Source organism: Pseudoduganella dura (assembly GCF_009727155.1).
Classification (GTDB): Bacteria; Pseudomonadota; Gammaproteobacteria; order Burkholderiales; family Burkholderiaceae_D; genus Rugamonas; species Rugamonas dura.
In genome coordinates this window covers 1,068,532-1,081,966 of record NZ_WNWM01000002.1, presented here as the reverse complement: position 1 = coordinate 1,081,966, position 13,435 = coordinate 1,068,532, and the positions used below count along the sequence as shown (strand labels likewise).

Here is a 13,435-nt window from a genome sequence, read left to right as displayed (position 1 = left end):
AGGCATGATGCGCATCGACGCCCACCAGCACTTCTGGCACCTGGCCGCGCGCGGCGGCGGATGGCCGCCGCCCGAGCTGGCCGCCATCCACCGCGATTTCACGCCGCACGACCTGCAGCCGCTGCTGCGGGCGCATGGCATCGATGCGACCGTCCTCGTCCAGTCACTGCCGGACGAGTCCGATACGCGTTTCATGCTGGACCTGGCGGACCGCCACCCGTTCATCGGCGCCGTGGTCGGCTGGGCGGACCTGAAGGCGGCCGATGCGCCGGCGCGCATCGCGGCGCTGGCGGCGCACCCGAAGCTGCGCGGGTTGCGCCCGATGCTGCAGGGCCTCGCCGACGACTGGATCGACGATGCCGCGCTCGATCCAGCCATCGAAGCAATGGTGCGCCACGGCCTGGCGTTCGATGCGCTGGTGCTGCCGCGCCACCTGCCTGCCTTGCTCGCCTTTGCCGCGCGCCATCCGCGCCTTCCGGTCGTCATCGACCACATCGCCAAGCCGGCAATTGCCGCCGGCGAACCAGGCGCATGGCGCGAGGATATCGCGCGCCTGGCAGCGCTGCCGCAGGTGCACTGCAAGCTCTCCGGGCTCGTTACCGAGGCCGGCGGCGACTGGTCGGTGACCCGGCTGCGGCCCTATGCCGGCCACGTGCTGGAAGCCTTCGGCCCCGAACGGGTATTGTGGGGCAGCGACTGGCCGGTGCTCGACCTGGCGGCCGATTACGGCCGCTGGATCGCCGCCAGCGAAGCGCTGCTCGCGCACCTGGACGAGCCGGACCGGCAGGCGATCTTCGGGCTCAATGCCCGGCGCTTCTACGGGATTGCATGAACGGCCTCCTGGTCAACCCTTTCCGAACCGTGGCAGCGCCACCATCATCCGCACGTGGCGAAAACGGCCCCAGACGCCCTCGCCGTAGCCATCCATGATCGAGGCCGTAGTAATTTGTTACAGCCGGCATGTCCACCATCTGCACAGCCGTTGCGTTATGGAACAATATACCGCGCGCATCTCGCGCGCGGCCAACGCATCAGATGGAGAAAACATGAAACGCCTGTTCGCCGCCGCAGCCTTGCTGGCAACCCTGACCCATATCGGCCACGCTGCCGCCGGCGAAATGACGCTGTATTCCCGGCCCGATTTTCGCGGCTCGCAGGTAACCGTGCGCGGCCCCGCCTCCAACTTTGAAAAACTCGGTTTCAACGATCGCGCGTCGTCGATCATCGTCCACTCGGGCGCCTGGGAAGTGTGCGAGCACAAGGACTTCGGCGGTTATTGCGCCGTCATGGAAAAGGGCGAGCATGCGACGCTGAACCGCTTCAGCGACGCGATCTCGTCGGTTCGCGAGGTGGACCGCTGGCGCGGCCGCGACGACAATCGCGGCGACAATCGCGGCGAATACCGCGACCACGATGACCGTGGTGAGCGGCGCGACCGCAGGGGTGACGAAGGGCGCGGCGCGCCGGTCGAGCTGTTCGGTACCCGCAATTTCGACGGCGACCGCATGGCGATATGGGACGACGTGCGCACCCTGCGTTCGAAGAATTTCAACGACCGCGCAGGCTCGCTGGTCGTGCGCGAAGGCGAGTGGCAGCTGTGCGAGCATGACGATTACCGTGGCCGCTGCGCGGTGTTCGGCCCGGGCCGCTATCCGATGCTGCAGGGCCTGAATAACATGGCATCTTCGTTGCGCCGCGTACGCTGACAGGAACGCGGGCCCGCCGCGGTTCCACCTGCTGTTTTCCAACCGGCCCTGCCGGGCAATCGCCCGGCAGGGCCGGTTGGAACGTTCCGCGCTGTCGCGGCCCGTGTTACTCGAACCAGCTGAACCCGTCCCGCGCCAGCAGCGCGAACGATTCGGAAGGCCCCCAGGTGCCGGCCGCGTATGGCCGCGGCTTCTCGGTCAGCGCGCCCCAGCCGTCGATGATCGGATCGGCCCATCCCCAGGCCGCTTCCAGTTCGTCGCGTCGCATGAAGTGGGTGAGGCGGCCGCGCACCACGTCGATCAGCAGCCGCTCGTAGGCTTCGGCGCGGCGCTGGGTGAACGCGGAATGCAGGTCGAGATTCAGCGCCACCTGCTGCATGTGCATGCCACTGCCGGGCTGCTTGGCCATCACCTGCAGCTTGATCGCTTCCTCCGGCTGGAGCTCGATCACCAGCCGGTTGGCGACGCCGTCGGAACTTTCGGGGAACAGCGGGAACGGCGGATTGGCGAACTCGATGACGATCTTCGACGAGCGGCGTTCCATGCGCTTGCCCGTGCGCAGGTAGAACGGCACCTTGGACCAGCGCCACGTGTCGACATACGTGCGCAGGGCCACGAAGGTCTCGGTGCCGCTGTCTTCCGGCACATTGCGCTCTTCCAGGTAACCCGGCACGGCCTGGTTGCCGCTGGCGCCGCGCACGTACTGCCCGCGCACCGTGTCGCGCGCGATGTTGGCCAGGCTGAAGCGGCGCAGCGAGCGCAATACCTTGAGCTTTTCATCGCGCACCGCATCGGGCGCCAGCGACGCGGGCGGCTCCATGGCGACGATGCACAGCAGCTGCAGCAGGTGGTTCTGCACCATGTCGCGCATCGCGCCGGTGCTGTCGTAGAAGCCGGCGCGGCTGCCGACGCCCACCTCCTCGGCCACCGTGATCTGCACGCTGGAAATGTTCGGCGCGCGCCACAGCGGTTCGAGGATCGAGTTACCGAAGCGCAGCACCATCAGGTTCTGCACGGTCTCCTTGCCCAGGTAATGGTCGATGCGATAGATCTGCGATTCCGCGAAGTGCTTGCCGACAGCCTCGTTGATTTCCACCGCCGATGCCAGGTCGCGGCCGAGCGGTTTTTCCAGCACCACGCGCGCATGGGCATCGACCAGGCCGGCCGCGGCCAGCTTCTCGCAGATCGTCGTGAACAGCGATGGCGCGGTGGCGAGATAGAACACGCGCACGGCGCCCTCGCGCGACACGCCCGCCAGCGCGGTCAGGTCGTCCTGTTGCACGTCGACCCGGACAAACTCCAGCCGCTGCAGGAAACTGCGCCAGGCATCGTCGGTGAAGTTGCCGTCGCTGATGAAGGAGCGCGAATTTTCTTCCACGAACGCCAGGTAGGCATCGCGGTCGAACTCCTGGCGGCCCGTCGAAATGATGCGGGTCGCCGGCGGAAGATTGCCATGCAGGTGGGCCATGTACAGTGCCGGCAGCAGCTTGCGCATGGCGAGGTCGCCCATGCCACCGAAAATAATCATGTCGAGTGGCTGGCTGGTATCTGTTGGAGCGGACGAAGTCATATCGGTCGATGTGAAAATTGATTCATGGTGAGAAAAGGATACCCATTTGCACAGGGACCCGGGTCTGCCGATAGCGATCTTGGCAGTCCTGCATGTTTCGTAAGAATACTACATTGAGCATTTCCCGGGGCGCCGAAGGTGACAAAGCCGGATTTCACCGCGATTTCACCGTCGGGCCGTCATGCTGCGTGCCTGATCAATTCCCCCGGGACCACGCAATGAACCTCATCACCGGCTTCCTGTCGCGCATCGGCCTGCTGGCGGCGCTGCTCGTCGCCGCACCCGCGCATGCGGCGCCGGACCTGACCCCGCGCATTGCCGCGCTGCTGAAAGCGCAGGGCCTCGCGGGCGCGGTCTGGACCACCCTCGGCGCGCCGGGTGCCGCCGGTGTCGGCGATGCGCGCAGCGGTACGCCGATGCGGGCGGACGGGCGCGTGCATGTCGGCTCCATCGCCAAGACCCTGCTGGCGACCGGAATACTGCGCCTGGCCAGCGAACGGCGCCTGTCGCTGGAGACGCCCGTGGCCATGCTGCTGCCCGGCGTGGTGTTCGACAATCCCTGGGAGTCCGGCGACCCGGTGCGCATCCGGCACCTGCTCGATCACACCGCGGGCCTCGACGACGCACGCTTCTGGCAGGTCTTCAGCATGAAGCCCCGCGCAGCGTCGCCGCTGGCCGCCGCGTTCCCGCCACACGGCGGCCTGCTGCGTATCCGCCACCGGCCCGGTATGCGCTGTTCGTATTCCAACATGGGTTACACGCTGCTGGGCATGGTCATCGAAGCGGTCACGAAATCGCGCTACGAGCGCTACCTGGACATCCACCTGCTTGCCCCGCTGGGCATGCGCGACAGCACCTTCGCGTTCGTATCGCAGGCCGGCGACCCGCGGCTGGCCATGGGCCACTTCGAGAACGGCATCGCGCAGCCGGCCATGCCATCCTGGGTGCGCCCCGCCGGCCAGTTCACGACGACGGCCGCGGACATGGGGCGCTTCGCGCGCTTCCTCATGGGCGACGGCACCGTGGACGGGCGGCCCTTCATCGACACGTCGCTGCTGCGACGGATGGGCGAGCCGGCCGGCACCGAGGCGGCGGGCGCGGGATTGCAGGTGGGCTATGCGCTGGGCTTGCGACGGATCGACCGGCACGGCGCCGTCGGCAAGTGCCATGGCGGAAACACGATCGGCTATCGGGCGATGCTGTGCCTGTTTCCCGGAACGGCACAGGCATTTTTCATCGCCATCAACAGCGACAGCGAAACGGCCGACTACCACCGTTTCGATGCGCTGCTGATCGAAGCGCTCGGGCGCGCCGGGCCGGCGCCGGCATCAGGCCCGGAGCGCACCAGGAAGCCGGCCTTCGATACCCGCGCGTGGGAGGGGTTTTATGTTCCGTCGCCCAACCGTTTCGACAGCATGCGCTTCCTCGATACGGCATTCGGTTTCGTGCATGCGAGCACCGGCGGGGCAGGACTGCGTCTGCAATCCCTGCAATCGGCGACGGTCGAACTGCAGCACGTGGAAAACGCGCTGTTCCGGGCACCCGGCAAGATCCTCGCGTCGCACGCGCTGCTCACCGCGGCCGATGGCGGCCGCGTCATCACCAGCGGTACGCAGAGCTGGGAGAAGGTGCCGGCGCTGCGCCTGCTGCTGCTCTGGCTCAGCGTTGCCGCCGGCGTGCCGGGGCTGGCCTGGATACTGCTGCAGGGCTTTGCCCGGCTGGCATTGCGGCGCATGGCGTTGCACGACCCGCTGCTGGCGCCGTTCGCCGGCACGCTGGCATTGCTGCTTCCCGTGCCGTTCTTTTACCGGCAATCGTTCCTCCAGCTGGGCGACCTGACGCTGGCGAGCGGCCTGCTCGCCGCCGTCACCGCCGTGCTGCCGGCCACGATGCTGGCCGGCCTGGCGGTGGCGCTGCGGAAGAAAACCGGCATCGGCGCCGGGCCGGCGGCCATGCTGGCGGTGCTGCAGCTCACTCTCGTGCTGGCGGCCTGGGGCCTGCTGCCGCTGCGCCTGTGGGTTTGACGTTCAGGACTTGGCCCAGGCCAGCAGGTCCGCGTTGAACTGCGCCTTGTGCGTTTCCACCAGCGCATGCGGGGCGCCGGGATAGGTGATCAGCTTCGCCTGCGGAACGTGTTTCGCCGCCGCGCGCCCGCCCACGTCGATCGGCACCACCTGGTCGCCTTCGCCGTGCACGATCAGCGTGGGCTTGTCGAACTTGGCGAGATCGGGGCGGAAGTCGGTCTGTGCAAAGGCGGCCACGCAGTCGTAGGTGTTCTTCAGGCCGGCCTGCATGCCCTGGTTGAAGAAGCCGTCGATCAGGCCCTGCGACGGCGTGGCGCCGGGCTGGTTGAAGTTGAAGAACGGGCCGGAGGCGAAGTCCAGGTACAGCTGCCCGCGGTTGGCCAGCGACGCGGCGCGGATGCCGTCGAACACGGCGATCGGCATGCCGCCCGGATTGTCGTCGGTCTGCACCATGTACGGGGTCACGGCCGAGATCAGTGCCAGCTTGGCGATGCGCCGGGTTCCGTGCCGGCCCACGTAGCGGGCCACCTCGCCGCCACCGGTGGAAAAGCCGCCAAGGATGATGTTCTGCAGGTTCAGCGCTTCGATCAGCTGGGCCAGGTCGTCCGCGTAGTGGTCCATGTCGTTGCCTTCCCACGGCTGGCTGGAACGGCCATGGCCGCGGCGATCCGGCGTGATGACGCGGAAGCCGTTGCTGGCCAGGTGGAAGGCCGCCGATTCCCAGCTGTCCGCATTCTGCGGCCAGCCGTGCGTCAGGATCACCGGCTGGCCGTTGCGCGGGCCCCAGTCCTTGAAGTAAATCTCGACGCCGTCGCGGGTCGTGATGGTGCTGCCGGTCCTGGGTACTTTCACGCCGATGGCAGCGGCGTCGGTGCCGACGGCGGCGAGGGGCAGGGCGGCGGCAACCGCGGTGGCGGCCGTCAGGGCGCCGTTGACGATGGCGCTACGGCGTGGCAGGCTGGTTTGTTCTTTTCCGGTCTGGGACATGGTATTTCCTCTGGTTGGTGGGACGGTAAAAAAGGGATAAGGCGATTCAGGGCGGCGCGTCCGGCACGTTGGTGCGCCGCAGCTTGCCGACGGCGCGGGCTTCCACCGGCGGCGCCTGGTTGCCCCAGCTGGCGCGGACGAACGTGACCACATCGGCCACTTCCTTGTCCGACAGGCGCCAGGCAAAGGCCGGCATCGCGAACTGCGCCGGGTTTTCCGGCGTGCGCGGCGATTGCGTGCCGGCGAGGACGATCCGTATCAGCGATTCGGCCGGCGCAGCAGCGACCACGGGGTTGCCCGCCAGCGGCGGAAACACACGCTCGTAACCCTTGCCGTCGGGCCGGTGGCACGCGGCGCAGTTGTCGAGGTACAGGCGGGCGCCGCGCGCGCGCGCATCGCCACCGCGCAGCGCCAGGCCCGTCGCCGGGTCGTAGCGATAAGCCGCGCCGTCGGGCTTGTCGTTCAGGGACTTCAGGAAGCGGGCCGCCGCCATGGCATCGTCTTCCGTCATGTACCGGGTGCTGTTGACGATCACTTCGCTCATCGAGGCGAATGCGCTGCCGTGGCGGTTGGCGCCGCTGCGCAGGAACTGCGCGATCTCGGCTTCGCTCCAGGTGCCGATCGTGGCACGGCCGCCGTTGCGCAGGCTGGGGGCATGCCAGCCGTCGATCATGGCGCCGGCCAGGTAGGCGGTTCCGCCGGCAGGGCCGAGTGCGCGCACCTGCAGGCCGGGGCCGCGCGCCGTGTGGCAGTCGCCGCAATGGCCCAGGCCCTGCACCAGATAGGCGCCACGCGCCAGCTTCGCGTCCATGCCGGGCGGTGCGCCGAACGGCTGCGGCACGGGCGCATACAGCCAGCGCCAGACCGTGAGCGGCCAGCGCATCGACAGGGGAAAGGGGATCTCGCCGGCCCGGTTCGGCGTGGGGTCCGGCTGCACGCCCTGCCTGAAATAGGCATACAACGCGGCCACGTCTTCCGGGCGGGTGATCGAGTAGGCGCTGTACGGCATCGCCGGGTAGAGCGTGTGCCCGGCGGCGACGCCATACCGCAAGGCCCGGTCGAAGTCGCCCAGCGAGTAGTTGCCGATGCCATGCCGCCTGTCCGGCGTGATGTTGCTGGTGAAAATGGCGCCGATCGGCGTTTCCATCCACAGGCCGCCGGAGAAGGGTGCTTTCCCGGGCACGCTGTGGCATGCGGCGCAGTCCCCCAGTCTTGCGAGGTAGGCACCGCGGGCGATGCGCTCCTGCGTAAGGGCCGGCTCAGGCAGTACCACGCCGGCATGACGGTCGGACCAGGTCGTGGCGCCGATGATGCCGGCGAGGCCCGCCATGGCGGCCCCGGCCAGGCAGGCAAGAACGGTGGGCCGCTTCATGCGGCCACCAGCGGGCCGGGCGATTTCAGGTAATCCGAACGGATCTTCGCGGCGGCAAAGTAGGCCAGCGCCGCCGCCAGTCCGGTCGGGTTGTAGCCGATATTCTGCGGGAACGACGACGCGCCCAGCACGAACACGTTCGGCACGTCCCAGCATTGCGAGTAACGGTTCAGCACGCTGCTGGCGGGATTGGTGCCGATGATCGCGCCGCCCGTGGTGTGGGAAGACTGGTAGTAGCGCACGTCGTAGCTGTCGCCCGGCTGGAGGATGTGCTGCGTCACGCGTTCGGGCCGCATCGCCCGCACGATGGCGCCGGCACGCGCGGAAGCGAACGCCGTCATCCTGTATTCGTTGGGATGCCAGTCGAACGTGATGCGCAGCAGCGGCTGGCCGTACGCGTCGCGATAGGTGGGGTCGAGATCGAGGTAGCGGTCGCGGTAAGCCATCACGGAGCCCATCGTGGCCACGCTGCTCGAATGCGCGTAGTGGCGGCGTACCGCGCTTTTCCAGCCGCTGCCCCACTTCGGCGCGTCCGGCGGCAGCGGCATCTGGGCGATCGGGCGCCCGCCCATGGCGCCGGCGAAGATTATCGCGCCGCCGACGAAGCCCGCGCCCGCATGGTCGAAATGATCGGCATTGAATTCGTCGATCGCCTGCTGGCCCGCGGCGCCCGCGCCCACGAACGGGTTCATCGCCACGTCCTCGCCGAAGAACGCGGACGTGGTGCTCACCATCTGGTAGGCATAGTTCTTTCCGACGGTGCCCTTGCCGGTCCGCGGATCGTACGGCGTGCCGATGCCGGACAGCAGGAGAAGCCGCACGCTGTTGAGCTGGAACGCCGCCACCACCACGATCGAGGCGGGCTGGTCGACCTGCCGCCCGGCCGCGTCGACATAGCGCACGCCCGTGGCGCGCTTGCGGCTGCCGTCGAGCAGGATGCGCGTCACATGGGCGTTGTGCCGCACGTCCAGATTGGCCCGGCCCTTCAGCACCGGCAGGATGGTGGTCTGCGGCGAAGCCTTCGAATACAGGAAGCAGCCGAATCCTTCGCAATAGCCGCACAGGTTGCACGGCCCCATGCGCACTCCGTAAGGATTGGTGTAGGCGGCGGTGCTGTTCGCCGCCGGCACCGGGAACGGCCGGTAGCCGAGTTCGCGCGCCGCGTCGGCGAACAGCTGCGAGCTCAGGATCGGCGGCAGCGGGTGGTTCGGGTACTCGCTGCTGCGCGCTCCCTCGAACGGATTGCCGCCGGCCATGATCCGGCCGCGCAGGTTGCCCGCGGTGCCGGCCACGCCGGCCACCTTTTCGAAATGGTCAAAGTGCGGTTCGAGTTCCGCGAAGCTGATGCCGTAATCCTGGATCGTCATTTCGGCGGGGATGAACTTCCTGCCATAGCGCTCTTCGTACAGGCTGCGGATGCGCAGGTCGTTGGGCGACGCGCGCCATTGCTGGCCGTTCCAGTGCGCACCCGCGCCGCCGGTGCCGGTACCCAGCACGAACGAGCCGTACTGCCGGTACGGCACGGCGGTGTCGCCCGTCTTGTGGCGCACCGTGAACGTTTCCGTGGCCAGCGGATGCCACAGGTCGCCGCGGATCGCATGCTTCAGTTCGTCGGCGATGCGGGGGTAGGCGAAATCGGGCGACGTGTCGCGCGCCGGGCCCCGTTCCAGCACGACCACGGACAGGCCGGCATCGGTCAGTTCCTTGGCCATGATCGATCCGGTCCAGCCGAAGCCGATAATCACCGCGTCGACCGGTTTCATTCGCGTATCGGTGCTCATGCCTTGCCTCCGGCGGAACCTTCGATGGCCACCGGGCCGTACGGATAGGGCTTGCCCTGCTGGTCTATCCAGTCCGTGAAGTCGGCGCGCGCGCCCGGGAAGCCGATCATCTTCCACGCCGCCATGCCGCGGTTGCCGCCATACATCGGGTCGGCGAAATAGCCTTCGCGGGTGTTTTTCAACAGCAGCGCGAAGAACGCGGCGGCCACGCCGCCGTCCTCCGGTGTTTTCCCCTGTTCCAGCAGCGCCAGCATCGCATCGCGTGTGGCGGCATCGAGCTGCGCGAACGCCTTGCCGTGCTTCGCCATGCAGGCACGGTCGGCTGCAGCGATGCCGGCACGATACAGTTCGCGGGGCGTCAGGCGCATCTGGTAGCCCAGCGTTGCCGGGCTGTCGGGGTGGAAGGGCCCCTGCATGTACCAGTAGGCGCCATGCCCGTAAGGCAGTTCCATCTGCCTGTCGAGGAACACGGGCACGCCGGCATCGACACCGCCGGGGCCGTTGCCGTCGTCGGGAATCAGCCGGTCGACCGCGGCCTGGACGAAGGCCCATTCGGCCGGCGTGAAGTACACCGGGCTGTACGTCTCGTGCGCGGCTTGCCCCGGCCGGTGCCCGCCGCCGGGCGCGGCGCTGCGCGAGGGCAGCAATACCGACGACAGCGCCACGGTGGCGGTACCGCGCAGGAAACCACGGCGCCCGCCCGGCGCGTCGCTCGTGGAAGGCTGTCCGGCAGGGCGGATCGACGGATCGGGTGAGTCGTTCATTCGATGTTCCGAAAGGTGGGTGGGAGCAGATAGTGCGATGACCCGACAGATTCTAGGGATGACCGCTGCCGCTTTCGCCCTGCGAAAGGGAGGGCAAGGCGGGCGCAATGGGGGAAGGAGGATACTGGCTCGATGGAGGACGCCGCAGCGGCCGATCCTTGTTGTAATCGACGCTCCGCCGACACCACGAAGGACCACCATGAGCATCGACCCGGAGCGCTTCATCTCGCACCACGCCAGGCACCACACGGTGACCGCCAACGGCATTCGCCAGCACTACGTCGAGGCGGGCGACGGACCGCCGGTGGTGCTGCTGCATGGTTTTCCGGAGACCAGCTTCGCCTGGCGCTTCCAGATTCCCGAGCTGGCCAAGCGGTTCCGGGTGATTGCGCCGGACCTGCGCGGCTACGGCGAGACCGACAAGCCGGCCGGCGGCTACGACAAGCGCAACATGGCGCGCGACCTGCGCGAGCTGTTGCGCGAACTGAGGATTCCGAAGATCGCGCTGGTCGGCCACGACCGCGGTGCGCGCGTGGCCACCCGCTTCGCCAAGGATTACCCGGAAGCGCTCGACCGGCTGGTGGTGATGGATAACGTGCCGACCCGCATCGTGGCGCGCGACTTCAGCCCCGAGGTGGCGAATGCCTACTGGTTCTTCATCTTCAACCAGGTGCCCGACCTGCCCGAGGCGCTGATCAGCGGGCGGGAGGACCTGTGGCTGCGCCACCTGTTCTCGGACTGGTGCTACAACCCGCTGGCGATTTCAGGTGCCGCGTTCGATACCTACGTGGAGGCCTACCGCCGCCCCGGCGCGCTGCGCGGGGCGATGTCGGACTATCGGGCCATCGGCGAGGACGTGGCGCAGGACAAGGCGGATGCGGACGTGAAGATCGCCTGCCCCACGCTCGCGCTGTGGGGCGAGGATTTCCACGCGGTCGGCAAGATGTTCGACATGGCCGCCGTGTGGCGCGAGATGGCCGGCGACCTGCGCACGGTGTCGATCCCGCAGGCGGGGCACCTGCCCCAGGAAGAGCAGCCCGGGCGCGTGAACGCCGAGCTGCTGGCGTTCCTGGCCGGCTGGACCGGCTGACCGGCGCTCGTATTTCCGCTCGGTGCTGCCGGTGACGGTATTGGCGAATTGACTGCGGCGGTCCGGGCCGCCGCAGCCCTTGCGTCGTTACGTGCCCAGGCGCAGCTGCAACCCGGTTTCGGTATAGATCGGCGTCACGGTGGTAAAGCCCTCGACGGTGATCGATTCGAACTTGCCTTTCAGGCTCTTCGCGCCGAGCACCGTCAGCGTGTCGCCGGCGGCCGGCCTGAAGCCGTTCTGCAGCTTGACGCGCAGCGTGCCGCCGCCGATGGTGGCGGTGCCGCCGACGTTGATGCGGCCCTGCTGGGCCGCGCCCAGGCGCAGTTCCAGCACCGCGCCGGTCAGCTGGGTGTACTGGCCGGCCACGGCCAGCGCGCCAGGCGCGTTGCTGACCAGCGTGCCGCTGGCGGCAACGTAGACGTCGCCGGTGCCGAAGGCCGTGGCCGACTGCGCTTCGAGCGTGCCGCCGTCGACCTGCGTGCCGCCGGTCCAGCTGTTGTTGCCGCCCAGCGCCAGCGCGCCGGTGCCCCCCTTGACCAGCTTGCCGCTGCCCGAGATATCGTTGCGCCAGCGGTCCGCCGCGTTGAAGCCGCCCCTGGCGGCATCCATCGACAGCACCACGTTGCCGGTGAAGACGGCGTAGCCTTCGGCGGCGGCGAACAGGTTCAGGCGGCCCCAGCCTTCGGCATCGTCCAGCACCGGGTAGCCGGAAGCGATGGCCGTGGTCTTCAGCACGACGCGGCGCTGCGCGTCGCTCAGGTAGGGCAGGCGCGTTTCGAGCAGCACTTCGGCGCCTTTCGGCACCACGGCCGGCGCGGTGGTGGAACCGATGCGCGGCAGGCCGTAGGTCATGCGGCGCAGATAGTTCGCCTTGCTCGTGGCGTAATCGGCGAAGCGGTCGTTGGCGACCGTGCCGGACGCGGCGTAGCTCGGGAACGTGGCCGCCGTGGTATTGGTCAGCTTCATCAACGTGGTGTGGGCCTGCGCGACAGCGGCGGCACGCGTGGTGGCGCCGGCGGCGATCAGGTTGGCCGCGGCCACGGCCTGCGCCTGCACACGGCCGCTGATCACGTCGAGCGGCGAGTGCATGCCGGCCAGGATGCGGCTTTCGCCCAGTTCCAGGCCGCGGCCGACCAGCTCCTGGTAGCGTTCCGGCACCACGTAGGCCATGCCGATCGCGTTGCGGGTCGCTTCGGCCGAGTGCCCGCTGGTGAAGCCGCCATCGGTAGGCGGGGTCGTGCTCTTGGCCGGTTCCAGCGCAGGCACCACCTGCACTGCGCTGCTCCAGCGATATGGCCGCGCATACTTGTAGAAGCGCTTGGCCGGTTCGGTCGAACCGTTGTTGCCCATCGAGTTGACCAGGTCCACCACCATGCCGAAATCGGCGTTGGCGGCGCCGCCCACGCCGTTGTTGTTACCGCTATCTTCATACTTGACGGTGGTGGCGTCGGCCGGCATGCCGGTGATGCTGGTGGTCTGGCGCGTGGCCGTGCGCCACGCGGCGGTCAGCGGGCCGAAGCCTTCGGTGGTGCTGTAGCCCTTGCCACGGCGGTCGTCCAGGTAGGCCATCAGCGTCTGTTCGGCGGTGCGGCTGGCGGTGGCCTTGACCACGTAGTCGATATTGGCGTTGTGGACGGCCGCGTTGACGATGGTGCCGCCGTTGGTGCCATCGTTCGGCACGCCGGTCCAGGCCGAGTTGACGACGGCGGGGAAGCCGTCCACGGCGGGCGCCGTGACGCCGGCATCGACGATCTCGGTCAGCGGTTTCCAGATGTCGAGCATGCCGCCGAGCACGCGCACGCCGGCGTTGGTGGCCAGCGTGGCATAGCGGGCATCGCCGCGCTGGTTGGTGGCGGCGGTATCGACGAACGCCAGTACGGCTGGCACGGGCGCGGTATCGGCCGCGCCCTGGTCGGCCGGCGGAGCCGGGATGGCGACGACGGTGTCGGCACGGCTGTCGTGATCGGAGCCGCCGCAACCGGCCAGCGCGAGAACGGCGCCGATGGCGATGACGAGAGGAAGACGGCGCAGCCCGGTGGCGTGATGCATGTGAAACCCTTCAATTTATTGTTGAGCAGAAAAATTGAAGGGATGATATGGCTTGTCGATGACAACCTGATGACGTGGCGGCGGGCCGTTAC

Annotated in this window: 10 protein-coding genes; 4 read left to right on the top strand and 6 right to left on the bottom strand. The window is 68.2% G+C overall.

Translation table 11 applies throughout. The features are described 5' to 3' along the window. Positions 1-4: 4 nt before the first annotated feature. Complete coding sequence (locus tag GJV26_RS04885) at positions 5-832, top strand: amidohydrolase family protein (RefSeq protein ID WP_216643109.1); 828 nt, start codon at positions 5-7, stop codon at positions 830-832. Positions 833-1,046: 214 nt separating this feature from the next. Further along, complete coding sequence (locus GJV26_RS04880; protein WP_229419174.1) at positions 1,047-1,706, top strand: beta/gamma crystallin-related protein; 660 nt, start codon at positions 1,047-1,049, stop codon at positions 1,704-1,706. Between the two features lie 106 nt (positions 1,707-1,812). Here the strand turns inward: GJV26_RS04880 and zwf are convergent, their stop codons facing one another. Further along, entirely contained in the window at positions 1,813-3,276 is a 1,464-nt protein-coding gene (gene zwf / locus GJV26_RS04875) for a glucose-6-phosphate dehydrogenase (protein ID WP_155707848.1), read from the bottom strand. A 218-nt stretch (positions 3,277-3,494) separates the two neighbouring features. Here zwf and GJV26_RS04870 point away from each other — a divergent pair, with 218 nt between their 5' ends. Beyond that, positions 3,495-5,300: a serine hydrolase domain-containing protein gene (locus tag GJV26_RS04870; RefSeq protein WP_173346152.1), complete on the top strand. Its 1,806-nt coding sequence runs from the start codon at positions 3,495-3,497 to the stop codon at positions 5,298-5,300. A 3-nt stretch (positions 5,301-5,303) separates the two neighbouring features. On the opposite strand, the gene GJV26_RS04865 is transcribed toward GJV26_RS04870, so the two are convergent. Genes GJV26_RS04865 through GJV26_RS04850 form a run of 4 tightly spaced genes read right to left on the bottom strand, consistent with a single transcriptional unit; the run spans position 5,304 to position 10,204 of the window. Further along, on the bottom strand, positions 5,304-6,287 hold the full coding sequence (locus GJV26_RS04865; protein ID WP_155707846.1) for an alpha/beta fold hydrolase: 984 nt from the start codon (positions 6,285-6,287) through the stop codon (positions 5,304-5,306). A gap of 46 nt (positions 6,288-6,333) precedes the next feature. Beyond that, on the bottom strand, positions 6,334-7,659 hold the full coding sequence (locus GJV26_RS04860; protein ID WP_155707845.1) for a cytochrome c: 1,326 nt from the start codon (positions 7,657-7,659) through the stop codon (positions 6,334-6,336). Beyond that, on the bottom strand, positions 7,656-9,440 hold the full coding sequence (locus GJV26_RS04855; RefSeq protein WP_155707844.1) for a GMC family oxidoreductase: 1,785 nt from the start codon (positions 9,438-9,440) through the stop codon (positions 7,656-7,658). The genes GJV26_RS04860 and GJV26_RS04855 overlap by 4 nt, the downstream gene beginning before the upstream one ends. After that, the gene (locus GJV26_RS04850) at positions 9,437-10,204 is read right to left on the bottom strand and encodes a gluconate 2-dehydrogenase subunit 3 family protein (protein WP_155707843.1); all 768 of its coding nucleotides are present in this window, start codon (positions 10,202-10,204) and stop codon (positions 9,437-9,439) included. The genes GJV26_RS04855 and GJV26_RS04850 overlap by 4 nt, the downstream gene beginning before the upstream one ends. A 199-nt stretch (positions 10,205-10,403) precedes the next feature. Here GJV26_RS04850 and GJV26_RS04845 point away from each other — a divergent pair, with 199 nt between their 5' ends. Beyond that, positions 10,404-11,294, top strand: coding sequence for an alpha/beta fold hydrolase (locus tag GJV26_RS04845; RefSeq protein WP_155707842.1), 891 nt, complete (start codon positions 10,404-10,406; stop codon positions 11,292-11,294). Between the two features lie 87 nt (positions 11,295-11,381). Here the strand turns inward: GJV26_RS04845 and GJV26_RS04840 are convergent, their stop codons facing one another. Next, positions 11,382-13,343 (bottom strand): phosphatase PAP2 family protein, encoded by a 1,962-nt coding sequence (locus tag GJV26_RS04840; protein ID WP_155707841.1) that lies wholly within the window; start codon positions 13,341-13,343, stop codon positions 11,382-11,384. Positions 13,344-13,435 lie beyond the last annotated feature (92 nt).